General features: G+C 73.0%; 19 protein-coding genes. 14 read left to right on the forward strand and 5 right to left on the reverse strand.

Annotation, left to right across the window (positions count from 1 at the left end; all coding sequences use genetic code 11):
* Positions 1-77: 77 nt before the first annotated feature.
* On the reverse strand, positions 78-1454 hold the full coding sequence (locus ACH4EB_RS24580; RefSeq protein WP_398349761.1) for an SWIM zinc finger family protein: 1377 nt from the start codon (positions 1452-1454) through the stop codon (positions 78-80).
* Positions 1455-1715: 261 nt separating this feature from the next.
* Here ACH4EB_RS24580 and ACH4EB_RS24585 point away from each other — a divergent pair, with 261 nt between their 5' ends.
* The 7 genes from ACH4EB_RS24585 (at position 1716) to sucD (ending at position 12394) form a co-directional block, all read left to right on the forward strand.
* Positions 1716-2849, forward strand: coding sequence for an AAA family ATPase (locus ACH4EB_RS24585; RefSeq protein WP_398349762.1), 1134 nt, complete (start codon positions 1716-1718; stop codon positions 2847-2849).
* Positions 2846-5956, forward strand: coding sequence for a DUF5682 family protein (locus ACH4EB_RS24590; protein WP_398349764.1), 3111 nt, complete (start codon positions 2846-2848; stop codon positions 5954-5956). Before ACH4EB_RS24585 ends, ACH4EB_RS24590 begins: the two co-directional genes overlap by 4 nt.
* Positions 5953-7113: a VWA domain-containing protein gene (locus tag ACH4EB_RS24595; RefSeq protein WP_398349765.1), complete on the forward strand. Its 1161-nt coding sequence runs from the start codon at positions 5953-5955 to the stop codon at positions 7111-7113. Before ACH4EB_RS24590 ends, ACH4EB_RS24595 begins: the two co-directional genes overlap by 4 nt.
* A 247-nt stretch (positions 7114-7360) precedes the next feature.
* Complete coding sequence (locus tag ACH4EB_RS24600) at positions 7361-8398, forward strand: hypothetical protein (protein WP_398349766.1); 1038 nt, start codon at positions 7361-7363, stop codon at positions 8396-8398.
* Between the two features lie 129 nt (positions 8399-8527).
* Complete coding sequence (locus ACH4EB_RS24605) at positions 8528-9577, forward strand: hypothetical protein (protein WP_398349767.1); 1050 nt, start codon at positions 8528-8530, stop codon at positions 9575-9577.
* Positions 9578-10304: 727 nt separating this feature from the next.
* Entirely contained in the window at positions 10305-11486 is a 1182-nt protein-coding gene (gene sucC, locus ACH4EB_RS24610) for an ADP-forming succinate--CoA ligase subunit beta (RefSeq protein ID WP_398349768.1), read from the forward strand.
* A gap of 23 nt (positions 11487-11509) precedes the next feature.
* Positions 11510-12394: a succinate--CoA ligase subunit alpha gene (gene sucD, locus ACH4EB_RS24615; protein ID WP_360136458.1), complete on the forward strand. Its 885-nt coding sequence runs from the start codon at positions 11510-11512 to the stop codon at positions 12392-12394.
* Positions 12395-12606: 212 nt separating this feature from the next.
* Here the strand turns inward: sucD and ACH4EB_RS24620 are convergent, their stop codons facing one another.
* On the reverse strand, positions 12607-13596 hold the full coding sequence (locus tag ACH4EB_RS24620; RefSeq protein WP_398349769.1) for a sigma factor-like helix-turn-helix DNA-binding protein: 990 nt from the start codon (positions 13594-13596) through the stop codon (positions 12607-12609).
* 180 nt (positions 13597-13776) lie between these two features.
* Here ACH4EB_RS24620 and ACH4EB_RS24625 point away from each other — a divergent pair, with 180 nt between their 5' ends.
* Complete coding sequence (locus tag ACH4EB_RS24625; RefSeq protein ID WP_398349771.1) at positions 13777-16074, forward strand: DUF6350 family protein; 2298 nt, start codon at positions 13777-13779, stop codon at positions 16072-16074.
* A gap of 37 nt (positions 16075-16111) precedes the next feature.
* On the opposite strand, the gene ACH4EB_RS24630 is transcribed toward ACH4EB_RS24625, so the two are convergent.
* Positions 16112-17143 carry a hypothetical protein gene (locus ACH4EB_RS24630; protein ID WP_398349772.1) on the reverse strand — a complete coding sequence of 344 codons (1032 nt, stop codon included), beginning with the start codon at positions 17141-17143 and terminating at the stop codon, positions 16112-16114.
* Between the two features lie 264 nt (positions 17144-17407).
* Between ACH4EB_RS24630 and purN the strand changes: the two genes are divergently transcribed.
* Both purN and purH read left to right on the forward strand, forming a co-directional pair.
* Positions 17408-18061 (forward strand): phosphoribosylglycinamide formyltransferase, encoded by a 654-nt coding sequence (purN, locus tag ACH4EB_RS24635; protein WP_398349773.1) that lies wholly within the window; start codon positions 17408-17410, stop codon positions 18059-18061.
* On the forward strand, positions 18058-19617 hold the full coding sequence (gene purH, locus ACH4EB_RS24640; RefSeq protein WP_398349774.1) for a bifunctional phosphoribosylaminoimidazolecarboxamide formyltransferase/IMP cyclohydrolase: 1560 nt from the start codon (positions 18058-18060) through the stop codon (positions 19615-19617). The genes purN and purH overlap by 4 nt, the downstream gene beginning before the upstream one ends.
* Before the next feature lie 75 nt (positions 19618-19692).
* Here the strand turns inward: purH and ACH4EB_RS24645 are convergent, their stop codons facing one another.
* Both ACH4EB_RS24645 and ACH4EB_RS24650 read right to left on the reverse strand, forming a co-directional pair.
* On the reverse strand, positions 19693-20304 hold the full coding sequence (locus ACH4EB_RS24645; protein ID WP_398349775.1) for a hypothetical protein: 612 nt from the start codon (positions 20302-20304) through the stop codon (positions 19693-19695).
* Between the two features lie 154 nt (positions 20305-20458).
* The gene (locus ACH4EB_RS24650) at positions 20459-21262 is read right to left on the reverse strand and encodes an RDD family protein (RefSeq protein WP_398349776.1); all 804 of its coding nucleotides are present in this window, start codon (positions 21260-21262) and stop codon (positions 20459-20461) included.
* A 277-nt stretch (positions 21263-21539) separates the two neighbouring features.
* On the opposite strand from ACH4EB_RS24650, the gene ACH4EB_RS24655 reads away from it, so the two are divergent.
* The 4 genes from ACH4EB_RS24655 to ACH4EB_RS24670 all read left to right on the forward strand — a co-directional run bounded on the left by ACH4EB_RS24655 (position 21540) and on the right by ACH4EB_RS24670 (position 25904).
* The gene (locus ACH4EB_RS24655) at positions 21540-22394 is read left to right on the forward strand and encodes a bifunctional methylenetetrahydrofolate dehydrogenase/methenyltetrahydrofolate cyclohydrolase (RefSeq protein ID WP_398349777.1); all 855 of its coding nucleotides are present in this window, start codon (positions 21540-21542) and stop codon (positions 22392-22394) included.
* A gap of 47 nt (positions 22395-22441) precedes the next feature.
* Entirely contained in the window at positions 22442-22870 is a 429-nt protein-coding gene (locus ACH4EB_RS24660; protein WP_398349778.1) for a DUF3017 domain-containing protein, read from the forward strand.
* A gap of 104 nt (positions 22871-22974) precedes the next feature.
* Positions 22975-24153, forward strand: coding sequence for an NADP-dependent isocitrate dehydrogenase (locus tag ACH4EB_RS24665; protein WP_398349780.1), 1179 nt, complete (start codon positions 22975-22977; stop codon positions 24151-24153).
* Between the two features lie 335 nt (positions 24154-24488).
* Positions 24489-25904, forward strand: coding sequence for a helix-turn-helix domain-containing protein (locus ACH4EB_RS24670; RefSeq protein ID WP_398349781.1), 1416 nt, complete (start codon positions 24489-24491; stop codon positions 25902-25904).
* Positions 25905-25950: the final 46 nt, after the last annotated feature.

Consider the following 25950-nt stretch of genomic DNA (forward strand, 5'->3'; position numbering starts at 1 on the left):
GTGGGGCCGGGCCGGAACAACGGCCGGGTCCGGGTCCGGGACCAGGGCGCGACAGTGGCCAGGGCCGGGCGCCGGGTTCACAGAGCGACCGGGTCCGGATCCCACACGGTCAGGGGCATGAAACCGCGGTGCCCGCATTCGCCGAAGACCGTGACCGGTTCGCCGCCGGATATCGCGGTCAGGCGCCACAGCCCCGACCGCTCCGCGCAGCGCGGATCCACGGGAAGCGCCGATTCCCCGTCCGCGTCGGCAAGTTGCCACGGCGCGCCGCCCTGACCCGGTATGGGTACGACATCGGTCAGGACCACGGGCCAGGTGTCCAGCCAGGGGTCGTCGCGCAGCGCGTCACCGTACGCGGCCAGCGCGGCGTCGGTGCCGCCGCCCGGCGGTGGGCTCGTGGCCGGGACCGGATCGGCGTGCCGCGCGCCCAGGACAACGCGCAGCGGACGCGCGCCCGGGTAGTAGGCGAGGTCGGCATCCAGGAGCAGCCCTCTCGGCAGGGAGACGTCCAGGGCCCGGTCAGGCCCGCTGAAGGAGAGGTGGAGCGCCATCCGCCCGGTCCGCTCCCCGCGCAGCCATACCCGGTGGCTGGTCAGCACCCCCTCTTCGGCGTCCCGTTGGGCGAGAACCAGCCAGCGGTCGCGCACGGTGGTGGTGTCCGGGCCGGTGAGTACGTCCGCAGCGTCGGTGGTCAGCCCGACCCGGGTGCGCACCGTCGAGGCCAGTGCGGGCGGCAGGCGGTCGATGCGCAGGAACGCCTGGCCGAGAAGGTGGATCAGGGCGCATTCCGCGAGCAGCCGGGACGGCCAGTCCGGCCCGGAGGCCACGGTCGAGCCCAACTCCCGTACGCGCGCGGCCAGCCCGGGAGCCTGGGCATCGACCATGCGGGCCGCGGTCTCCTCCCAGGTGCCGGATCCCGCGCGGTCGGCGGAGGCCAGGCCGGAGCGCAGCAGATCCTCCAGGCGCTGTTCCAGCTCGGCGGCGCCGTCGGCGATCCGCCGGGCGCGCAGCGCCGCCCGGCGCCGTGCGGCCTCCGGTCCGCATGACGGGGACGAACCTGGTGGCCCCGAGGGGGCCTTGGCGCCCCCCGATGTCTTCTTCTCGCGCTGCCGACGAGCGGTGAGCCACTCCTCCACCCAGGCGGGAGGCGCGCCGTCGGTAACGGCAGCTTCCTCGCTCGCCCACATGAGCAGCAGACCCAGTGCGTGCTTGCACGGGAACTTGCGGCTCGGGCAACTGCACTTGAAGTCCGGCCCGGCCGTGTCGACGACGGTGCGGTACGGCGTGCTGCCGCCGGCGCCGCCCTTGCACAGGCCCCACACCGCGCCGTCGCGTGTGCCGGTCTCCGGCCACGAGCCCGGCGTCGCGAGTCTGCTGCCCGCCTCGCGTGACGGTGCGTCGGACGCGAGCGCGAGCACGTGATCCGACGTCCAGCGTTCCCCCTGCGGATTCATGTTCCACACGCTACGAGCCCCCACTGACAATCGCCCTGACCGGCACGAATCCCCATGTCATGACCTCGCATTCACTCGCGTGGCCGCGGCCTGCGCGGCCGTCTCGAAACCTTCGAGGCGCGAGGCCGCCCCGCCCAATCGCTGAAGTAGCAGGTCAGAGCCGGTTTTCCGGTGATTGTCAGTGGTGTGGTGCAGGGTTGTTCACGCAAGCGGTCGGTGGAGGCGGGGTGCCGGCCGCAGACCTTGCGACGAGGGGGAACCATGCCCGAGAAGAACACCGAAGGGGGCGCCGGAGGCACCGGCGCCGACGGCTCCGCGCAGGCTCTGCGGCCGCATGCGGAGGACACGTTCGCGGATGAGCTGAAGGCGCTGGCGGCGGCCGACGACCGGCCGCGCCCCGAGCGCTGGCAGCTCTCGCCGTGGGCGGTGGCGACGTATCTGCTCGGCGGCAGCCTGCCGGACGGCACGGTCATCACACCGAAGTACGTGGGCCCGCGGCGGCTCATCGAGGTCGCGGTGACGACCCTCGCGACCGACCGGGCGCTGCTGCTGCTCGGCGTGCCCGGCACCGCCAAGACATGGGTGTCCGAGCATCTCGCGGCGGCCGTCAGCGGCGACTCGACCCTGCTCGTGCAGGGCACGGCCGGCACCCCGGAAGAAGCCATCCGCTACGGCTGGAACTACGCACAGCTCATCGCCCACGGCCCGAGCCGGGACGCGCTGGTCCCGAGCCCGGTCATGCGGGCCATGGCCCAGGGCATGACCGCGCGCGTGGAGGAGCTGACCCGCATTCCGGCCGACGTGCAGGACACGCTCATCACGGTCCTGTCGGAGAAGACGCTGCCGATCCCGGAGCTGGGCCAGGAGGTCCAGGCCGTGCGCGGCTTCAACCTGATCGCCACGGCCAACGACCGTGACCGCGGGGTGAACGAACTCTCCAGCGCCCTGCGCCGCCGCTTCAACACGGTCGTCCTGCCGTTGCCCGCGACGCCCGAGGAGGAGGTCGACATCGTCTCCCGGCGCGTCGGCCAGATCGGCCGCTCGCTGGACCTGCCGCCCGCCCCCGAGGGGACGGACGAGATCCGTCGCGTCGTCACGGTCTTCCGGGAGCTGCGCGACGGCGTCACCGCCGACGGACGCACCAAGATCAAGTCCCCGTCGGGCACGCTCTCCACGGCCGAGGCCATCTCCGTGGTGACCAGCGGCCTGGCCCTGGCCGCGCACTTCGGTGACGGCGTGCTGCGCTCGGGCGACATGGCCTCGGGCATCCTCGGCGCCGTGATACGCGATCCGGCGGCCGACCGGGTCGTGTGGCAGGAGTATCTGGAAACCGTGGTGCGCGAGCGCGACGGCTGGAAGGACTTCTACCGCGCCTGCCGCGAGGCCGGCGCGTGAACACCCGGGCGGACCGGCCGCTGCTGCTGGGGGTGCGGCACCACGGACCGGGCTCGGCGCGGGCGGTCCGGGCGGTCCTGGAGCGCCACGAGCCCCGCGCCCTGCTGATCGAAGGGCCGCCGGAGGCTGATGCGTTGGTGGCCCTGGCCGCCGACGAGGCGATGCGGCCGCCGGTCGCGCTGCTGGCCCACGTACCGGCCGAACCTGGGCGGGCGGCGTTCTGGCCGCTGGCGGAGTTCTCTCCCGAGTGGGTGGCGATCCGGTGGGCGCTGGCCCATGACGTACCGGTGCGCTTCATCGACCTGCCCGCGGCGCACTCCCTGGCCTTCGGCGCGGACGGCGAGGACCCGGCGGCTCCTTGCCGACCGGCGCTCCCCGACGGCGCGACGGAAACCGATGGCGACGGCGCGACGGATGCCGAGGACGGTGGCGCTGACTCCGACGATGGTGCTGACGGTGGCCACGCCGGCGGCTCCCGGGACGCGGACCGGGCGGCGGAGGCACGGATCGATCCGGTGGCGGTGCTCGCCGAAACCGCCGGATACGACGACCCGGAGCGCTGGTGGGAGGACGTGATCGAGCACCGCGCCCACAGAAGGGGGAACGGGGTGGGGAGCGGCCGCGGGCATGGGGCCGGGGCGGATACGAGGAGCGGGGTCGGTGCCGGGGCCGGGACTAGGAGCGGGCACGGAAACGGGGGAGGGGGCGGATACGAGGACGGGGACGGGCCCCAGGACGGGCCTGGGAATGGGGGCGGGCACGGAAACGGGAGTGGGCACGGGGGCGGGGACGGAGGCGAGGGGGCGGCGGGCAGCGATCCGCTCGCGCCGTTCGAGGCGCTGGCCGAGGCGATGGAGGCGCTGCGGGAGGCGTACGGCACCGGCGGGCACGACCGCGACCTCGTGCGCGAGGCCCATATGCGGCTCCGGCTGCGGGAGGCACGCCGGGAGTTCGGGGACGGCATCGCCGTGGTGTGCGGCGCGTGGCACGTACCGGCGCTGACCCGGCGCACGACCGTGACCGCCGACCGTCAACTGCTCAAGGGGCTGGCGAGGGTGAAGCCCGAGGTGACGTGGGTCCCATGGACCCACCGCAGACTTTCCCGGCGCAGCGGCTACGGCGCGGGCATCTCCTCACCCGGCTGGTACGGCCACCTCTTCAGCGCGCCCGACCGCCCCGTCGAACGGTGGATGACCAAGGCCGCCGGACTGCTGCGTGAGGAGGACTACGCCGTCTCCTCCGCCCACGTCATCGAAGCCGTACGGCTCGCCGAAGCGCTGGCCGCTCTGCGCGGCCGCCCGCTGGCAGGGCTCGCCGAGGCCGGTGACGCGGTGCGCGCGGTCTTCGGCGACGGGTCCGATGTGCCGTCCGCGCTGATCCACGACCGCCTGGTGGTGGGGGACGTACTGGGCGAGGTGCCGGACAGCGCACCGGCGGTACCGCTTCAGCGGGACATCACCCGTAGCCAGCGGTCGCTGCGCCTCAAACCGGAGGCGTCGGACCGGGAGCTGGACCTCGACCTGCGCAAGGAGACGGACACCGGACGGAGCCGGCTGCTGCACCGGCTACGGCTGCTCGGCGTGCCGTGGGGCGAGCCCGTACGGACCCGTGCGAGCACCGGTACGTTCCGGGAGAGCTGGCGGCTCCGGTGGGAACCCGAACTGTCCGTGCGGGCCGCCGAAGCCGGCATCTGGGGCACGACGGTGGAAGCGGCCGCGACCGCCAAGGCGGAGTCCGCCGCCCTGGGCACCACCGCCCTCGCGGACGTCACGGCATTGGCCGAACGCTGCCTGCTCGCCGCCCTCCCGGACGCACTGCCCGTGGTCATGCGGGTGCTCACGGACCGGGCCGCACTGGACGCGGACGTGGGACACCTCGCCCAGGCGCTGCCCGCGCTGGTCCGCTCGGTCCGGTACGGCGACGTACGCGGCACGGACGCCGTCGCACTCGGCGAGGTCGCCACCGGGCTGGCCGAGCGGATCTTCGTCGGCCTGCCCCCGGCTTGTACGGGCCTGGACGCGGACGGCGCCGCCGACATGCGCCGCCACCTGGACGCGACCCACCACGCGGTGGGCCTCCTGGACGAGGGCTCGACGAGCGGTCCGAAGGCCCCGGCAGGGACTGCGTCCGGAAACGTGGTCGAGGCGGAGGCCGTCGGCGGACGTGCAGTCGGCCTTGGGGCCGGGGCTGAGGCCGTACTCGCGACCGGGGCCGCGCCCGGATCCGGGACAGAGGCCGGTTCGGGGGACCGGGGCGGTGGTGGGCTTCGGGAGCGCTGGGCGGTGGTGCTGTGGAAGTTGGCCGAACGGGAGTCGGTGCCTGGCCTGCTGCGAGGGCGCGCGGTCCGGTTGCTGCTCGACGACGGGCGGCTGGGCACCGGGGACGCGGAACGGCTGATGGGGCTGGCTCTGTCACCCGGGACCCCGCCGGCCGGGGCGGCGGGCTGGATCGAGGGGTTCGCCGGCGGTGACGCCGGAGGGCTGCTGCTGGTGCATGACGAACGGCTGCTCGCCCTGGTGGACGACTGGCTGTCACACGTACCGGCGGACGCCTTCACGGTCGTCCTGCCGCTGCTCCGCCGGACGTTCGCGGAGTTCGACGCCGGAGCGCGGCGCATGCTGGGCGAGTTGATACGCCGCGGCCCGGCCAGGCCCAACGGGCCGTACCCCGGTCAGGATGCGGGGCGAGCCGACCAGGAAGCGGCCGTACCGGGCTTCGGCCCCGGCCTGGACCGCGACCGGGCAGCAGCCGTTCTGCCAACCCTGCGCTTCCTGCTGGGCCTCACGGAGGGGATGCCCCTGGTCGGCACCGGCGACGGTCCCGGTGACGGAGACGGCACCGGGGCCGTGTACCGCGTGGGCGATAGGGCCAACGCCGACGTCAGGAACAACACCGATGTCAGGAACAACGCCGACCACCTGGGCAGTGCCGACTACCGGGACAGTGCTGACCGCTGGGACGGCGCCGACCGCCGGGACAGTGCCGACGCCTTGGACAACGCCGACCGCCGGGGCGGCGTAGGCAACGGGGATGGCACGGGGAGTGTGGGTGGCGTGGATCAGCGTGGTTCGGGAGATGGGGAGCGAGTGTCGGGGGTGCGGGAATGAGTGCGGCGCAGGAGCGGCTGCGGCGGTGGCGGCTGGTGCTGGGCGGGGACGCCGACGGGACCGGATGCGAGTTGCGGGGGCGGGACGCCGCCATGGACGGAGCGCTCAGCGCGCTGTACGGGGCCCGTCGGCCGGACGGGACGGGCGGCGGGAGTGCACGCAGGGCGGGCCTGGGTGTCTCGGCGCCGAACGTGGCCCGGTGGCTGGGGGACATCCGTACGTACTTCCCCACCTCCGTCGTCCAAGTCATGCAGCGCGACGCGATCGAACGGCTCGGCCTGTCCACGCTGCTGCTGGAGCCGGAGATGCTGGAGGCCGTCGAGGCCGACGTGCACCTGGTGGGGACGCTGCTCTCGCTCAACAAGGTCATGCCGGAGACGACCAAGGAGACCGCGCGGGCCGTGGTGCGCAAGGTCGTCGAGCAGTTGGAGAAACGGCTGGCGACCCGCACCCGCGCCACGCTGGACGGGGCCCTGGACCGGTCGGCGCGCATCAGCCGTCCCCGGCACCGGGACATCGACTGGGACCGTACGATCCGCGCGAACCTCAAGAATTACCTGCCGGAACACCGCACGGTCGTCCCCGAGCGGCTGATCGGTTATGGGCGGGCCGCGCGGTCGGTGAAGAAGGACGTCGTGCTGTGCATCGACCAGTCCGGATCGATGGCGGCCTCCGTCGTCCACGCCTCCGTGTTCGGCGCGGTACTGGCGTCCATGCGGGCCATCGCGACCCGGCTGGTCGTCTTCGACACCGCGGTGGTCGACCTGACGGACGAACTCGACGATCCGGTGGACGTGCTCTTCGGCACCCAGTTGGGCGGCGGTACGGACATCAACCGCGCGCTCGCGTACTGCCAGTCGCAGATCACCCGGCCCGCCGACACCGTCGTCGTACTGATCAGCGACCTCTACGAAGGCGGCATACGCGACGAGATGCTCAAACGTGTCGCGGCGATGAAGGCGTCCGGGGTGCAGTTCGTGGCGCTGCTCGCGCTGTCGGACGAGGGGGCGCCCGTGTACGACCGGGAGCACGCGGCGGCGCTCGCGGCCCTCGGCGCACCGGCGTTCGCCTGTACGCCGGACCTGTTCCCGGAGGTGATGGCGGCCGCGATCGAGAAGCGGCCGCTGCCGATACCGGACATGCCGGAGCAACGGTAACGAGAGCCTCAGGGGGCTTGCGTGGCCCCGGGCCTGTCGTGCAAGGATCAGGACACCGCTCGATCACCGCGAAGCGCGTGACGCCGGTTCCCCCAGGCCGTGTACGGCCCCGGAGCCGTGCCTCCGCGCCCGAGTCACCGTTGCCGGTCGACCGCGTGTTCGTGTTCGTTCGTCCGCTCGTCCGTTGATCCGTTGGTCCGCTCCCGTCGGGGCCCGTGCCCCTTCACCCGTCGCGAAGGATTCGCCCGTGTCCGCTGTGTCGGCCCCGTTCGCCGCTGTGCGCCTTCCGCGCGCCGTGGCGGTGCGCCGTGCGCTGCTGGCGGGGCTGTTCCTGGCGGGATTCGTGGCGCTGGGGTTCGCGTTCGGTGGCGGTGCGCATGCGGCCGGCGGCTCGGTGGACGGCCCGGCGGGCGTGGCCCCACGGCTCGGATCGGCGGCTCCGAAATTCTCTGAGGTATCAGGTGTTTCGGAGGCGACAGAGGCGACAGAGGCGACAGAGGTGTCGCGGGCCGCGGATGAGTCGGCCACCGCTCCGGCCGGCGCTCCGGCCACGGTCTCGGCGACCGGTGTCGGTCGGGAACTGAAGCGTGGCGGCAGGTCGGCCATGGGCACGGTGGCCGGTACGCCGGTCGGCAAGGCCGTGCGGCCCGTTGCCGAGCGGACCGCGCCGGCCGCGGAACGGGCCGCCGAGCCGGTCACCGCGCCCGTGCGGGACGTGGTGCGCGAGGTGCGCCAGGTGGCCGACGCGGGCCCGTTCCCCGTAGAGCTGCCGGGCCGGTTCCCCGGTGTCGACGGCGACGGCGACGATGGCGGGGACAGCGGACGTGGTGACGGGCGTGGCGAGCAGCCGGGCCACGGGTCCGGGCCGCAGCGCGGCGCCGCTTCGCAGCACGCCGGAGGGGAAGGCGACCGGCAGCCCGCCGTGAGCGCCAACGCCGGTGCGTGTACGACTGGTTCGTCGCTTACGGGTGAGGTGCGCGACGCGTCGTCGCAGGCCGTACAGCGCGCCGGTTCGGCGTCGGAGCGGCAGCCGGGCCAGGGCCAGGGTCAGGGTCAGGGTCAGGACCACGGCGGTTTCCCCGGCCTGCCCGGGCAGTTCCCGCAGGGGCCCGCGTCGTCGGCCTCGCACACCGCCGGTGACGGTCACGGCCCCCGTGGCGGGGACCAGTTCGCCGCCGTACCGGTGCATCCCGCGCACTTCGGGCTGGTGTCCGGAGGCGTCCTCGCGGCGGCCGAGCCGCCGACGCGGCAGCGTGCCGCCGACATCCTCGAATTCCCGGGCTAGGGCAGGCCTTCAGACGCCCGGCGTCTGAACTCCCCGTCCGCAGACGACGCGTCTGCACAGGACCTGCCGCGCGGGGGCGGGACAGGTCTGCCCGTCGAACCCCCTGAATTCGAAGGACTTTTCACCATCATGCGTACGCACATCCGTCGTTCCATCGTCGTAGCCGCCGCCGCTTCCGGTCTGTGGGCCCTCGGCTCCGTCGCCGCCAACGCGGCCGACCTGCCCGGCACCGCCGACCTGCCCGCCGGCGCGGTCACGGACACCGTCACCGACACGGTGCGGAACAAGCTGCCGGTCGGCGACGTGGCCGGTACCGCCAAGAAGACCGTGGACGGCGTGGCCGGTCGGGTCACCGGGGTCACCGGCGGGGACGTCCACACCCAGGACCTGCCCGCCACACCGAAGCTGCCCACCACGCCCGCCACGCCCGCCACGCCCGCCACGCCCGCCACGCCCGCAACGGGCGACCTGGACAAGGCCACCGGTCTCGGCACGGCCACCGGTCTCGGCAAGACCACCGGCCTCGGCAAGGCTGCGCGCCTGGGCAAGGCCACTGACCTGAGCAAGGTCACTGACCTCGGCAAGGCTGCCGACCTCGGCAAGGTCACCGACCTGAGCAGGATCACCGACCTCGGCAAGACCACCAACCCCCTCCCCGCCAACCTCAGCGCCCTCCCCACCACCACCCTCCCCACCCCTCTCCCCACCAATGAGGTGCCCGGTGTGGGGGGCCGCCCCGAGCAGGTGACCGGTGCTGTGCAGGGTGCCCTGGGCACCGCACGCCCGGTTGTCGACAACACCACCGCCGACGTCCTGCCGCCTGTCGCCCAGCGTGTGGTCGGCAAGGTCGTGCCGGTCGCCCAGGGGGCCGTCGGCGGTGTCGGTCAGCTCGCCGGTGACGTGACGGGCCAGGCGACGCCGTTCGTGCAGGGGGTCGCGGGTGGCGCGCGGATCTTCGCGCAGGGCGTGGCGACGGACGCCACCCCGTTCGCGCGAGGCCTGGTCGGCACCGTCCAGAACGACGCGGCGGGCATCGCCGGCGGCGCCACCGCAGGCGTACGGGGCGTGCTCCCGGGCCGGGCCGTGCCCGCGGTGCCCGCCGACCTGACCGACGCTGCCAACATCCCGGCGCTGCCGGCCCTCCCGGGCGCCACGACCCTGCCGGTCCAGAACATCTGACCGGCAGCACTGCCGGTGCTGTCGGTACGGCCGGTACCGGCTGAGTAGGTGGCCAGGGCGTACGCACAGGGTGGTGTGCCGTACGCCCGTACCACCGGTCTGCCCCACCGCTTTCCGCTACAACCAGGGCGCGGGCACTGATCGAGCAACGCTGCCGGGTGGCCCCCTTTGGGGAGGGAGCCACCCGGCCGCGTGCTACGCCTGCGTGCTGCGCCTGCGCACTGACACCTGCGCGCCGACACCTGCGGGTCGAAACCCGTCCGCTGCACCTACGCACTGCACGACGGCCCGGCCGACCGACCCGCCCTCCCCGCCAGCCCGTCGCCCCCCTGGCCAGCCCGTGCCCCCCCGCCAGCCCGTGGCCCCGCCACCCACCACCCCCGCAGCCTCACCACCCCGTCACCCCCTCACCCCGTCACCCCCTCACCCCGTCACCCCCTCACCCCCTCACCCCGTCACCCCCTCATCCCCCTCGCGGACACCCGCCGGTACCCCTGTGCGATCCGTGACCGTTGTCTCTGTGACTGTTATCACCGCCGCAGTGTGATCTGCGATTTAGGGAGCCCGGTCCTGCGGGGATAACCTGCGAGACGGACATGCCGCGTACCGGTCACCGTGTACGCCTCCCTCAGTGACAGCGCAGTCACGTTGCCCTTCGCGGCACGCCCATGCAGACAACGAACCGCGATCACTACGGCGATTCTGAGTAGACAAGGGACGGACGCGCGTGGACCTGTTCGAGTACCAGGCGAGGGACCTCTTCGCCAAGCACGGTGTACCGGTGCTGGCCGGTGAAGTCATCGACACGCCTGAGGCGGCACGCGCGGCGACCGAGCGCCTCGGCGGCAAGTCCGTCGTCAAGGCGCAGGTGAAGGTCGGCGGCCGCGGCAAGGCCGGCGGCGTGAAGCTGGCCGCGACCCCGGACGAGGCCGTCGCCCGCGCGACGGACATCCTCGGCATGGACATCAAGGGCCACACGGTCCACAAGGTGATGATCGCCGAGCTGTCCCCGGAGATCGAGGCGGAGTACTACGTCTCGTACCTCCTCGACCGCACCAACCGCACCTTCCTGGCCATGGCCTCGGTGCAGGGCGGCATGGACATCGAGGAGGTCGCGGAGAAGACCCCCGAGGCCCTCGCGAAGGTCCCGGTCAACGCCGTCGAAGGCGTGGACATCGAGAAGGCCCGCGAGATCGTGGCCCAGGCGAAGTTCCCGGCCGAGGTGGCCGAGGGTGTCGCCGAGGCCATGGTGACCCTGTGGGAGACCTTCGTCGCCGAGGACGCGCTCCTCGTCGAGGTCAACCCGCTGGTGAAGACCAAGGACGGCCGCATCCTGGCCCTGGACGGCAAGGTCTCGCTCGACGAGAACGCCGACTTCCGCCAGCCGGAGCACGAGGCCCTGGAGGACAAGGCCGCGGCGAACCCGCTGGAGGCCGCCGCCAAGGCCAAGGGCCTGAACTACGTCAAGCTCGACGGTCAGGTCGGCATCATCGGCAACGGCGCGGGTCTCGTCATGAGCACCCTGGACGTCGTCGCGTACGCCGGTGAGAAGCACGACAACGTCAAGCCCGCCAACTTCCTCGACATCGGCGGCGGCGCCTCCGCCGAGGTCATGGCGAACGGCCTGGAGATCATCCTCGGCGACCCGGACGTCAAGTCCGTCTTCGTCAACGTCTTCGGCGGCATCACCGCCTGCGACGAGGTCGCCAACGGCATCGTCCAGGCCCTGGAGCTGCTCAAGTCCAAGGGTGAGGACGTCACCAAGCCGCTGGTCGTCCGCCTGGACGGCAACAACGCGGAGCTGGGTCGCAAGATCCTGAGCGACGCCAACCACCCGCTGGTCCAGCGCGTGGACACCATGGACGGCGCGGCCGACAAGGCCGCCGAGCTCGCCGCGGCTGCGAAGTAAGGGATAGAGGGAACCAGACCACCATGGCTATCTTCCTCACCAAGGACAGCAAGGTCATCGTCCAGGGCATGACCGGTGCCACGGGCATGAAGCACACCAAGCTCATGCTGGGCGACGGCACCAACATCGTCGGCGGCGTGAACCCGCGCAAGGCGGGCACCGAGGTCGACTTCGACGGGACCTCCGTACCCGTCTTCGGCTCCGTCGCCGAGGCGATGGAGAAGACCGGCGCCGACGTGTCCGTCATCTTCGTGCCGCCGAAGTTCGCCAAGGCCGCCGTCGTCGAGGCGATCGACGCCGAGATCGGCCTGGCCGTCGTGATCACCGAGGGCATCGCGGTGCACGACTCCGCCGCCTTCTGGGCGTACGCGTCGAGCAAGGGCAACAAGACCCGCATCATCGGCCCGAACTGCCCCGGTCTGATCACCCCCGGCCAGTCCAACGCCGGCATCATCCCGGGCGACATCACCAAGCCCGGCCGCATCGGTCTGGTGTCGAAGTCCGGCACGCTGACCTACCAGATGATGTACGAGCTGCGCGACATCGGCTTCACCTCGGCCGTCGGCATCGGTGGCGACCCGGTCATCGGCACCACCCACATCGACGCTCTGGAGGCCTTCGAGGCCGACCCGGAGACCGAGCTGATCGTCATGATCGGTGAGATCGGCGGCGACGCCGAGGAGCGTGCGGCCGACTTCATCAAGGCCAACGTCACCAAGCCGGTCGTCGGCTACGTCGCGGGCTTCACCGCGCCCGAGGGCAAGACCATGGGCCACGCCGGCGCCATCGTCTCCGGCTCCTCCGGCACCGCCCAGGCGAAGAAGGAGGCCCTGGAGGCCGCCGGCGTCAAGGTCGGCAAGACCCCGTCGGAGACCGCGCGCCTGGCGCGCGAGATCCTGGTCGGCTGACCTCGGTACGCGTCAGGCGCGGGCCCGTACCCTCTCGGGGGTGCGGGCCCGCGCCTTTTGTGCGGCACCGGGGCGTGCCCTTTCCGGCTACCGGTGCTCCGGGGCGTGCCCTTTCCGCCTACCGGTACCCCGGGGCGCGCCCTTCCCGGCTACCGGGCCTCCGGGGGCGACGGGCCCGAAACTCCCGCGCCTCCGCTGTGACCTGCCCGGAACTACCGCGCCTCCGGGGCGATGAGCCCGGAACGGATCACCTTGCGGCGGGCCGGGCCGGGGGCCGCGGGCTGCCGGACGTGGGCGTGGGCGTGCCGCACCTTCTCCGTACGGGTCCCCTCGGCCTTCGCGCCGGGCGTGGGCGAGGCGGACACGGCCGGGCGCCCGGCCTCGGGCCGCCCGGGCAGCGTGCCCGGATCGTTGACGAGGGTGAAGGCCGTCGCCGCCGCGATGACAGCGGTGAGCCCGAACGCGCCCTGGGTCATCCGGCCGGCCAGCCGCTCGCTGCCGCCGCGTACGGCCCGGGCGGTGGGCGGCGCCACCGGCTGCGCGGCGACCAGCCCGGCCAGCCGCTCGCGCAGGATCTCCCGCTGACGTACCGGCGTCCCGTCGGCCAACCCGAGATCCGGTACCCGGGCGGCGAGCGCCCGGCGCGCGTGCAGCAGCCGTCCGGCCGTCGCGGGCGTGCTGGCCTCCACCTCGGCCGCTGTCTCGCTCAGGTCCAGGCCGAGACCGTCGTGCAGGAGGAGTGCCCGCCGGTACGCGGCAGGCAGGCTGAGTACGGCGTCCCGCAGCGCGCGTTGCGGGGGAGTGGCGGGTGGCGCGGCGGGGACCTTGGGCGACGGCCGCTGCCCGGCCCGTAGCCCGGGGCGCAGCCGGTGCCAGGGCGACAGCGCGTACTCGTGCACCATGGCCCGCACCCGGCCCGCCGGGTCGGGATCGACCGCCACCTCGGGCCAGCGCTGCCAGGCCGTCTGGAACGACCGTTCGACGGCTTCCTGGGCGAGGTGGGGGTCGCCGGTCAGCACGATCGCCTGGCGGGTCAGGTCCGGGGCGTGCACCGTGTAGAGGGCGTCGAAGGCGGCTGCGGGGGTGACCTGTTCGGGTTGCTGTCCTGACGGCCCGTCAACCTCGGCGGTGCGCAGAGGCTCTGACGGGACGTCGGCTGGCGCCGGCGCGCCGGCGGGCTCCTTCTCGGTGCATCCAGTCATGCCGGCCTCTCCGTACGGGCGCGAGCACGGGAGGCGGGGGCGCTGGGGTGCGCGCCCGAGGGGGCGGTGGCGTACGGACGGCTCGGCGACATGAAAAGGTACATAAACATATATTGAGCGACACGTCCGGTAATTGCCCGCTCCATGGCGGAAACGTGTGTTGTTGGCAGCATGGCGGGTGTGAGCCAATTGACCGACCGCGGCCCGACGTTGTCGTCGCGCGGCCGGGCCTCCACCCAGCGGTCCTCCGCGCTCGGCACCGCCTTCCTCGGCGGAGTGCTCGCGGCGGGGCTCGGGCTCGGGGCCTTCGCCGTCGCGGTGCTGCTGCTCTGGGTGGCCTCCCCGTACCCGGACAGCGACCCGTCCCGTGCCCTGCACCTCGCCGCCGACCTGTGGTTCCTCGCCCACGGCAGCGACCTGGTCCGGGCCGTGGCCGCCTCCGGCGGCGCGTCGCCCGTCGCCGTGACGCCGTTGCTCCTGATGGCCCTGCCCCTCTGGCTGCTGTACCGGTCCGCCCGGCACATCCTCGAATCCCCTGGCTGCGGCGACACCGCCCGGCGTACGGAGGGCCGGGCGGGCCACAAGACAGACCACCGGGCAGACCACCGGGCGAACGTCCAGACGGACGACCAGGCGGGCACCCAGCCGCCCGCCCAATCCGCCCCCTGGGAACACAGTCACCCGGATGCCGAACCGACCCCCCACCCGGCCCTCCGCCCGGAGCCCCACCCGACCCTCTCCCCGGAGCTCCACCCGGACCCCCGCCCAACTCCCCACCCGGCTCTCCACTCCACCCCTCACCCACTCACCCCCGACAATTTCCCCCCGAAACCCACTCACCCCCCGAAACCCGCCAGCCCCAGCCTTCTCCACTTCGAGGACATCGACCCGGAGCCCACACCCCGCCTCCTCCTCGGCTGGCTGCTGACGGGGTATCTGCTGGTCGCGGGCGCCGCCCTGCTGTACGCCTCGTCCGGCCCGCTGCACGTCGAGCCGCTCAGCGCCCTGCTGTACGTACCGGTGGTCGCCGTCGTGACGCTGGCCGTGGCGGCCTGGCGGACGCTCGGCCCCGCCGTCTTCGTCCCGCTGCCCGGACCGGTCCGGCGCGCCCACGACCGGCTGCCGGCCGGGCTGCGGGCCTCACTGGAGGGCCGTCGGCTGGCCACCGCGGTCAGCGCGGGTTTCGCGGCCCTCCTGATGCTGCTGCTCTGCGGCGCGCTGCTGGCGCTCCTCGCGCTCGGCTGGCACGCGCCCGCGGTCCGGTCCGACTTCCTCGCCCTCACCCACGACTGGGTGGGCCGGTGCACCGTGCTGCTGCTGAGCCTCGTCCTGCTGCCGAACACCGTCGTCTGGGGGGTGGCGTACGGGCTCGGCCCCGGTTTCACGCTCGGCGCGGGCAGTACGGTCGGCCCGCTCGCGGCCGCCGGATATCCGGAACTGCCGCACTTCCCGCTGTTCGGCATGGTCCCGGAGGCGGGGGCCACCGGGCCGCTGCACTGGCTGACGGCCGTGGTGCCGCTCGCCGTCGGGGCGGCGCTGGCCCGGTACGCCGCGCTGTCCGCCAAGGCGTACGCGGCCGCAGCACGCGCGGGTGCCCCGGCCGGGCCGGACGCCACGCCCGCCACGCGGCCGGCGGGCGTCGAGTGGACCGGCTGGCGCGAGACGGCCGTGGCCGCCGGGCTCGCGGCGTTCGGCTGTGCGGGGGTGACGGCGCTGCTCGCCGGGCTGGCGGGCGGCGCGCTGGGCAGCTCGGCACTGGCCCGCTTCGGGCCGAACTGGTGGCAGACGGGGCTGGCGACGCTGGGCTGGACGGTGCTCCTCGGGGTTCCGGGGGCTCTCGTCGCGCGCGCCTGGTGGCTGCGCGGAGTGCCGCGCCCGCCGAAGCCCGAACGCGAGCCGCGCGAGAAGCTCCGTAAGCGGATGTGGGGCGGTGCGAAACGGCTCACCCTGGCGATTCTCCGCGCCGCCGGACAAGGGGCGGGGGCCGCGTGCCGCTTCTGCTGGACGGCGCTGCGGCGTACGGCCACCACCCGTACCCGCCGCGAACCCCGTCGGCGGCCCCGGCGCCCCCGCCTCCGCCCTCGCCGCAGTCCCCGGCACCGCCGTACGGCCGGCAGCGCCGAACCGTACGACTACGCCTACGACCGCGACTACGGAACCGGCCCCGGCCTCGGACACCCCCTAGACCACGGGCACCCTTACGACGACAGCCGCCCCCACGCTCCCGGACACCCCCAAGAGCATGCCCCCGAACACCCCCACAGCCTCAGCTCCGGCTCCGGCTTCGACCACAGTTCTGCCCCCGGCCTGCACACCCCGCCCTCCACCTCCTGGCACGACGCCAGTACCCGCCGGGCCCGCTGGTCCGCGCTCCGGGCCTCCTCCGGCGGTCTGATGACCGACTTCGAACCCACCGCGCCGCCCCGCGCGCAAACCCCCGGAAACGCCTCAGCCGCCGGCCCCGAGGGCGGCGGCTGAGCGGGACGGCGTCCGGCCGAAGTGGTGACTCGGGCTCTCAGTCCTGCTGGGCGCTGAGCAGCGGGCGGAGCTGCTCCGGGAGCAGCTTCTCGCAGGAATGCTGGGCGGACCGGGTCAGGGCGTCGTTCACACACGTGAAGTAGTCGCGGTAGACGAACTGGAGCGTGAAGGTGGCCGCCACCATGGCCAGCGCCAGCGAGGCGGTGACCAGGCCGGCCACCGCGGCGGTCGTCTGCGGGCGGGTGGAGACGGTCACCGGTGCGTGGCCCGTGGCGGCGGCGCCGGAGTCCGTACGGGGCGCGGCCTGGCCCGAGACGTCGGCGGCCGTGGCGCGCGCGCCGCCGGACCGTGCGCCGTTGCCCGTACGCGCCGGCTTGGCGCGCAGGGAGCTGATGCCCCAGTACAGCGCGAGGGCCGCCAGCAGCAGCGAGATCTCCGGCAGGTTGAACAGGACGAAGAAGAAGCCCCACATGCCGGCGAGGAGGGCGTAGCGCGCGCGGCGCTGGGCCGGGTCGGTCGGGTCCCAGCGCAGCCCGCCGGAGCCTCCGGGGCCGCCCTGACCGCCCGGCCCCTGCTGGCTGTTGCGGCCGCCCTGTCGCGTACCGAAGCCGCCGCCCTGGCGGCCCGGCTGCCGACTGCTCCACTGGTTTCCCCAGGAGGGCGGCTGCCGGTCGCCGGAGCCGTCCTGGTCGCCGCCCTGGTCCTGCCCGTGGTGGCGGGGCTGCCACGGCTGGTCGGGGGTGTCGGCGGGCGGCGGCGCGAACGGATTGTCGCGGTCCCGCCCGTCCTGCCCGTCCCCGCCCTGGCCCGAGGGCCGGGAGTGGGAGTGGGCCCGCTCCCTGGCCGGACCACCGGAGCCCGCGCCCTCGGCGGGCCCCGAGTCCTCGGACGAACCCGAGGAGCCCGACGGCCCCGAGGAGCCCGACGCCCCCGGAGCCCCCGCGGAATCGGAGGACGGCTTGTGCTCGCGCAGCAGCACCGCCCCGGGCGCGGTGGCGGGCTGGAGGCACCTCCCGGCGGTGGCCGGGAGAGCGAGGAGGAGGGCCGCGCGGCGGCGTCGGTCCGGCATCTGGAGTGTGTCTTCCCCTTGTCTCGTCCGTACGTCCGACGGGTGGGCCGGGCGGGCGGATACCACGAACAGCGTGCGTTCTCACGCCCGACGCTACCTCTCGCGTGCGCCCCCGTCCCGTGGGGGCCGCGCGGTGTGCCGGTATCGTTGCTGACGGTCGGCGCCTTCGTAGGGTTCCCCGGTTTTCGGTTACCCATGGTTTTGTACGACCGCACAACACCGCACACCGCCGTACAGCAGCACCGCGCGAGAAAGAGCCCCGCCGTGGCCTCCGCTTCTTCTTCACCCGCCGTTCCCGCCGCTTCCCCGGCCCGCATCGTCGTGCTCGTCTCCGGTTCCGGTACGAACCTGCAGGCGTTGCTCGACGCCGTCGCCGCCGAGGGGGCCCGTACGTACGGGGCCGAGGTGGTCGCGGTCGGCGCCGACCGCGACGGCATCGCCGGCCTGGAGCGCGCCGAGCGGGCCGGGCTGCCGGTCTTCGTGTGCCGGGTCAAGGACCACGCCGACCGGGCCGCCTGGGACCGCGCGCTGGCCGAGGCCGTCGCCGCGTACGAGCCGGACCTCATCGTCTCGGCCGGCTTCATGAAGATCCTGGGCAAGGAGTTCCTCGCCCGTCACGGCGGCCGGATCATCAACACGCATCCGGCCCTGCTGCCGAGTTTTCCCGGTGCCCACGGTGTCCGCGAGGCCCTCGCGTACGGCGCCAAGGTCACCGGGTGCACCGTCCACTTCGTCGACGACGGCGTCGACACCGGTCCGGTCATCGCCCAGGGGGTGGTCGAGATCCGGGACGAGGACGACGAATCCGCGCTGCACGAGCGCATCAAGGAAGTCGAGCGCAAGCTGCTCGTCGAGGTCGTGGGGCTGCTGGCCCGGCACGGCTACCGCATTGAGGGACGAAAGGTACTGATCCCGTGACCGCCGAAGCAACGAAGCGGCCCGTACGCCGGGCGCTGGTCAGCGTCTACGACAAGACGGGCCTCGAAGAACTGGCCCAGGGGCTGCACGCGGCGGGCGTCCAGCTCGTCTCGACCGGCTCGACGGCCGCGAAGATCGCGGCGGCCGGCGTGCCGGTGACCAGGGTCGAGGAGCTGACCGGCTTCCCCGAGTGCCTGGACGGCCGGGTCAAGACGCTGCACCCGAAGGTGCACGCGGGCATCCTCGCCGACCTGCGGCTGGAGGACCACCGGCGGCAGCTCGACGAGCTGGGCGTGGAGCCGTTCGACCTGGTGGTCGTCAACCTCTACCCGTTCGGCGAGACCGTTGCCTCGGGCGCGGAGCCGGACGCGTGCGTGGAGCAGATCGACATCGGCGGGCCGTCGATGGTGCGCGCCGCCGCCAAGAACCACCCCTCGGTCGCCGTCGTCGTCAACCCGGAGCGCTACCCGGACGTCCTGAAGGCGGTCGCGGACGGCGGCTTCGGCCTTGCGGAGCGCAGGCGGCTGGCGGCCGAGGCGTTCCGGCACACCGCCGAGTACGACGTGGCCGTGGCGTCCTGGTTCGCGGGTGACTACGCGGGTGACGGCGGCGAGTTCCCCGGCTTCCTCGGCGTGACGTACGCGCGCAAGAACGTGCTGCGCTACGGCGAGAACCCGCACCAGGCGGCCGCGCTCTACACAGGCGGCTGCGGCGGCCTGGCCGAGGCGGAGCAACTGCACGGCAAGGAGATGTCGTACAACAACTACACGGACACCGACGCCGCGCGCCGGGCCGCGTACGACCACACCGAGCCCTGCGTGGCGATCATCAAGCACGCCAACCCGTGCGGCATCGCGATCGGCGACGACGTCGCCGAGGCGCACCGCAAGGCGCACGCCTGTGACGCGCTGTCCGCCTTCGGCGGCGTCATCGCCGTCAACCGCCCGGTGTCCGTGGCGATGGCCGAGCAGGTCGCGGAGATCTTCACCGAGGTCATCGTGGCCCCGGACTACGAGGACGGCGCGGTCGAGGTGCTGTCCCGCAAGAAGAACATCCGGGTGCTGCGCTGCCCGGAGGGCCCGCAGCCGCCGGCCGAGTTCAAGCCGATCGACGGCGGCGGCCTGGCCCAGGTCAAGGACGTCCTCCAGGCCGAGGGCGACGACCCGGCCAATTGGACGCTGGCGGCGGGCGAGCCGCTGGGCGACGGCGAGCTGGCGGAACTGGCCTTCGCCTGGCGGGCGTCGCGGGCCGTGAAGTCCAACGCGATCCTGCTCGCCAAGGACGGGGCCACGGTCGGCGTCGGCATGGGCCAGGTCAACCGCGTGGACTCGGCGAAGCTGGCCGTGCAGCGGGCCGGTGAGGAGCGGGCGCGCGGTTCCTACGCCGCCTCCGACGCGTTCTTCCCGTTCCCGGACGGCCTGGAGGTGCTGCTGGAGGCGGGCGTCAAGGCCGTCGCGCAGCCCGGCGGTTCGGTCCGTGACGAGCAGGTGATCGAGGCGGCGAAGGCGGCGGGCGTGACGATGTACCTGACCGGTACCCGGCACTTCTTCCACTGAGCCGCACCCGGCCGGAAGGCCCGCCTCCCGCGTACGGCGGGGGCGGGCCTTTTCGCGTGCCCGGCTACCGGGACCTCAGTACCGGGGGCGCATGAACCACGCCTGGCTCTCCTGCTTCGCCGCGAAGACGATGACGAGGATCGACAGGACGAAGCTCGGGATGCCGTAGACGCTGATGGCGAACGGAATGCTGCACAGCACCGACACGGAGCCGAAGATGATGCTGCCGACGCGGATGCCGTTGCCGCCCTTGGAGTACTGGAGCGCCAGCACCAGCGCGACCGCCGCGTAGGCCGCCTGGAGGATCATGACGAAGACTATGGCGCCCTTGCCGATGGCGAACATCCCGTCGGCGTCCCCGCCGAGACCGCTGTAGTTCGCCGAGGCGCTGCTGATCTGGTTCAGACCGATGGTCGCGATGATGATGCCGATGACGCCCGTCGCGGCCAGGATGAAGAGCATGATCCGGGCGGCCTTGGTGCTGCCGGGCATCTGGTGGGGCGCGGGTATGCCGGGCATACCGCCCGGGCCCATGGGGCCCGCCGGGAACGGCGCGTACGGCTGCGGCTGCATCGGCTGGGGCTGCATCGGCTGGGGCTGCATGGGCTGCTGCTGCGGGTAGCCGTACTGGGGCGCGGGAGGGCCCTGCGGTGGCCCGTAGGGGTTGGGCTGGTTCGGGTAGCTCACGTGCGGTGTCCTTCGAGCGGAGTGACCTGGTGTCAGCCGGTGCTGCGCGGTTCCGGCGGTACCGGGCGATGTAAGAGATCAGTAAGAGCCTACGGGGCGGCGAAGGCCCCCTCGCGTGAATATCGCGAGGGGGCCTCCGGCCGGGCGGTGGCGCCTACTGGGTGCGGACGACCACCGAGCTGACGATCTTGTCAGCGAACGTCTGGGACTTCTCGTCCCACAGCGGCCACCAGTAGCCGAGGCCGCACAGCGGGCCGTCCACCACGTGGCAGATCTTGCGGCCGAGGGCCATGCCGAAGCCGAGCGGCTGCCCCGTCTCGCGCACGACGCGGATGTTCAGGGCCTTCTTGCCCGGGGTCTGGCCGGTGGAGCCTTCCTTGGCGATCAGGAAGAGCTGGCCGGCAAGGCCGAGCAGCGCGCCGAGCAGCATCAGGATGACCGCGAAGGCCGGGGTGCCCACCGAGTCGTTGGCGTTGTTGTAGGCGTCCTGGATGCACTGGTAGTTGGATCCGCAGTAGGACGTGTCCGGGAGCGAGACGGTGGTGTTGGCCATGGCCACGAACCACCCGACGACGTACAGGATCGTCGGGAGCAGTCCGACGATCAGGCCGTCGAGCAGCGCCGCACCGACCCGCGCCCCCCAGCTCGCGTAGGCCGGCGGCCCGCCCATTCCCGGCATTCCGGGCTGCTGGCCGTACGGGGAGCCCTGCTGCGGGTAGCCGTACGCCTGCTGCTGGGGCATCTGGGGCGGCTGGCCGTACGGTGCCTGCTGCTGCGGCGGTGCCTGCTGCGGGTAGCCGTAGCCCGGCTGGGGCTGTGCCTGCTGCGGGTAGCCGTACCCCGGCTGGCCCTGCGGCGCCTGGGGCGGCTGGCCGTACGGCGCCTGCGGCTGCTGACCGTACGGACCGGGCTGCCCCTGCGGCTGGCCGTAAGGATTGTTCGGATCGCCAAAGCTCATTGGCTGGTTTCCTCCGTTGGTGTTCAGTGGGGGACGGCAGGGCGTGCTCGGAGGAAAACTTGGGATCAGTGGCCCGCCCCCCGATGATGCCTGCGGCACTGAGCGACAATCTTTCTAGTTGCGCAATATTCTTGTCCAGTCAAGAGGCTCAGGCGTTGTGCAAGTGCAATGATCTATTCCGCAATTCCCTTTCGGTCATCTCCGGTCATCGCACTCGTCGGCGGTCATAGCGCGCCCTGATTGGAACGGGACCGGCTGCATCCGGGAGGATGGGGGCATGAGCGCCCAGATTCTCGATGGCAAGGCCACCGCCGCCGCGATCAAGTCCGAACTCGCCGTCCGCGTGGAGGCACTGAAGGCCCGGGGCGTCACCCCCGGACTCGGCACCCTCCTGGTCGGCGACGACCCGGGGAGCCGCTGGTACGTCAACGGCAAGCACCGCGACTGCGCCCAGGTCGGTATCGCCTCCATCCAGAAGGAACTGCCGGACACCGCCACGCAGGAGGAGATCGAGGCCGTCGTACGGGAGCTGAACGAGGACCCGGCCTGCACCGGCTACATCGTCCAACTGCCGCTCCCCAAGGGCATCGACACCCACCGCGTCCTGGAGCTGATGGACCCGGCCAAGGACGCCGACGGCCTGCACCCGACGAGCCTGGGCCGGCTGGTGCTGGGCATCGACGGGCCGCTGCCCTGCACCCCGTACGGCATCATCCAGCTTCTGCGCCACCACGGCGTGGTGATCAACGGGGCGCACGTGGTCGTGGTCGGCCGCGGCATCACCGTCGGCCGTTCGATCCCGCTGCTGCTGACCCGCAAGTCGGAGAACGCCACCGTCACCCAGTGCCACACCGGTACCCGTGATCTGGCCGCGCAGCTCAAGCAGGCCGACATCGTCGTGGCGGCCGCCGGGGTGCCGCACATCATCAAGCCCGAGGACGTCAAGCCGGGCGCGGCCGTGCTGGACGTCGGCGTCAGCCGCGACGAGCACGGCAAGATCGTCGGCGATGTGCACCCCGGCGTCGCCGAGGTGGCCGGCTGGATCTCCCCGAACCCGGGCGGCGTCGGCCCCATGACCCGCGCCCAGCTCCTGGTCAACGTCGTCGAGGCGGCCGAGCGCGCCGCGCGCTGAGCCCGCGCCCGCAGCACCGGAACGGACACGGAAAGGGACTGCCACCCATGAGTGCCGAAGCGCACGCGGAAGGCGCCTCCGAGCCGCAGCGGCCCTCGCGCCGCTTCCCGCGGATCACCACCGACACCGCGCGTCCGGAGGGCGGCGGCCGGACCGCCCCCGGCAGCGCCGCGCCGCCCGCCCGGCAGTGGCCGCTGTTGGCCGTCATGGGTGGCGTGGCCCTCGGGCTGTTCATCGTCGCCCTGGACGGCTTCCGTATCGGGACGCTCCTGATCGGACTGTCCCTGCTGGCCGGAGCGGTGCTGCGCCGGGTGCTGCCCAAGGTGGGCATGCTGGCCGTACGGTCCCGCTTCACGGACATGGCGACGTACGGCGGGCTGGGCGTGGCCATCGTCCTGCTGGCCCTGATGGCGCAGCCCAAGCCGTGGCTGAAGATCCCGTTCCTGGACGACCTGGTGCACTTCACGGTCTGGTGAGCCGGGGCGGTACGCGGCTCACCCACGCCATTCGCGTGACGTCCGCCCGCGCGCCGCCCTCAGGGGCGGCCGGGGCGTACCCCCGCCGAGTAGCTTGGCGCCCCATGGCCAAGATCAAGGTTGCCCAGCCGGTCGTCGAGCTGGACGGCGACGAGATGACCCGCATCATCTGGTCCTCCATCAGGGACAAGCTGGTCCTGCCCCACCTCGACATCGAGCTGGACCGCTACGACCTGGGCATCGAGAACCGCGACGCCACCGGCGACCAGGTCACCGTCGACGCCGCCCACGCGATCAAGCGGCACGGCGTCGGTGTCAAGTGCGCCACCATCACCCCGGACGAGGCGCGGGTCGAGGAGTTCGGCCTCAAGGCGATGTACCGCTCGCCCAACGGCACCATCCGCGACATCCTCGGCGGCGTGATCTTCCGCGAGCCGATCATCATGGCGAAGGTGCCCCGGCTCGTACCGGGCTGGACGAAGCCGATCGTGGTCGGCCGGCACGCCTTCGGCGACCAGTACCGCGCCACCGACCTCAAGATCCCGGGTCCCGGCACCCTCACCCTGGCCTACACACCCCGGGACGGCGGCGACCCGGTCGAGCTGGAGGTCCACGACTTCACCGGCCCCGGCGTCGCGCTCGCCTCCTTCCGCTACGGCCTGGCCCGCTCGTACCCGGTGTACCTGTCCACCAAGAACACGATCCTCAAGAAGTACGACGGCCGGTTCAAGGAACTCTTCCAGGAGGTCTTCGACGCCGAGTTCAAGGCCGACTTCGACGCCCGCGGCCTGACCTACGAACACCGGCTGATCGACGACATGGCCGCCGCGGCGCTCACGTGGCCGGGCGGCTACGTCTGGGCCTGCAAGAACTACGACGGCGACGTCCAGTCCGACGCCGTGGCCCAGGGGTTCGGCTCGCGCGGCCTGATGACCTCGGTCCTGATGTCCGCCGACGGCCGGACCATCGCGGCCGAGGCCGCCCACGGCACGGTGACCCGGCACTACCGCCGCCACCAGCAGGGCAAGCCCACCTCGACCAACCCGGTGGCCTCCGTCCACGCCTGGACCCGCGGGCTGGCGCACCGCGGCGAGCTGGACGGCACCCCCGACGTCACCCGGTTCGCCCGGACGCTGGAGCGGGTCTGCGCCGAGACCGTCGAGGGCGGCCGGATGACCAAGGACCTGGCGCAGCTCGTCTCGAAGAACCAGCCGTACCTGACCACGGAGGAGTTTCTCGACGCGCTCGACATCGGACTCCAGAAGAAGATGGCCGGCGCCTGAACGCCCGGTCAACGTCCCGAAGATGTCCGCGAATCGGCGCCGTGCGGCGGACACCGGCCGTCAACGCGGCTTTCACGTCGCCCCTTTGCCGCCGCTACGGCCCAGCTCCGGGCGCGTACGGCCCGGAGGAGCGGAAGTGTACGGGCGTACGGGACCGTGTGTCCGTCACCCGAACGCTCCCGTGCGCCCTGGAGAAGGGAACTGGCATCCTGACTCTGAGCATCCCTTTGGGTAATCACCGGGGCGGGCTGCGGGGGTCGCGCCCCGGCGAAGGAGTGGACACCAGAGCACGGGACCGGCGCAACCAGGCGCATATGGGGGGTTAGGGGGAGGCAATGCCTCGCTGGAGGGCGCTACCGGAAGAACTCGACCCGCAGGTCAAGGAGTTCGCCAGTCAGCTACGCAGGCTCGTGGAACGCAGCGGTCTGAGCCTGGCCGCCGTCGCGGACCGGACCGGCTACAGCAAGACCTCGTGGGAGCGCTACCTCAACGGACGGCTGTTGCCGCCGCAGCGTGCCGTGGTCGCGCTGGCCGAGGCGACCGGTACCCACACCGGACACCTCACCACGATGTGGGAGCTGGCCGAACGCGCCTGGAGCCGCTCGGAGATGCGGCACGACGTCACCATGGAGGCGATCCGGGTGGCGCAGGCGCGGGCCGCCCTCGGGGAGTTCGGCCCGCCGCCCGGCAAGGCGAAGCCCGGGACCAGGGAGAAGCTCAGGGAAAAGGCCAGGGGGAAGGGCAAGGACAGGAACAACGGCGAGGACAAGAGCGGGGGCCGCGAGGAGCGCGGCGAGCGGCCGGGCGGAAGTGCGCCCGGGAAGGAACCGGCAGCGGACCGGGACGCGGCACAGGCCGGGGACCAGGGGCACGGCGCCGCCGCTCCGGCACCGCGGCGCGGTGACGAACTGCCGTCCGCCGCCGACTTCCCCGGCCTCGCCGCGTCGTCCCCGGCCCCGGCGCCACCACCGCCCGCCGCACCGGACACGACGCCGCCGCGGCCCGCCGCCGACAGCCCGGGCAGTGACGCCGGCCGGCCGGGCAAGGTGGTCTGGCCCCGCCTGGCCGGCTCCCCGGACGCCGCCCCGGCGACCCCGCCGCCACGCCACCAGGCACCTCCGTACGACCTGCCGCGGCAGGACCCCGGCGGCCGTCCGGCGGGCCCCGACGCGGTGCGCCCACCGGGGCGGCCCGCACCGCCGGCGGGCCCGGGCGACGCCGACCGGCAGCTCCGCCGCCGTCGCGTCACGATGTTCCTGGCGGGCGTCGTCGGCGCGCTGCTGGTGATCGCCGCCGCGGTGCTGCTGTTCGACATCGGCGGCGCGGAGGACCAGCGGGCGGCGCCCACGCCGTCGGTGTCCCCGAGCAAGAAGCCGGTGCTGCCGACGGGGGTGAAGTGTGCCGGGGCCGACTGCGCGGGCAAGGACCCCGAGGCGATGGGGTGCGGCGGCCGGAACGCCACCAGCCCGTCCCGGGGGTTCGCCGGCAGCTCGCTGATAGAGGTGCGCTACAGCAAGGTGTGCGGTGCCGCCTGGGCGCGGATCACCGGGGCCGCGCCGGGCGACGAGGCGTCGATCAGTTCGGCGGGCCGGACCGAGAAGGCCGCCGCGGGGCGGGACGGCGACGCGTACACCGCGATGGTGCCGGTGTCCGGTGACCCGGCGAAGGTCACCGCGTGCGGGACGACCGCGGTGGGCACGAAGGGCTGCGCGAAGCCGGTACCGGCCGGGGCGGGGCGGAACGCCGGGTGAGGTGACCCGGGACCGGGTCCGGGGCCAGTGACCAGGAGCCAAGGCC

This window comes from Streptomyces sp. NPDC018045 (assembly GCF_044327445.1).
In the GTDB taxonomy this organism is placed as follows: Bacteria; Actinomycetota; Actinomycetes; order Streptomycetales; family Streptomycetaceae; genus Streptomyces.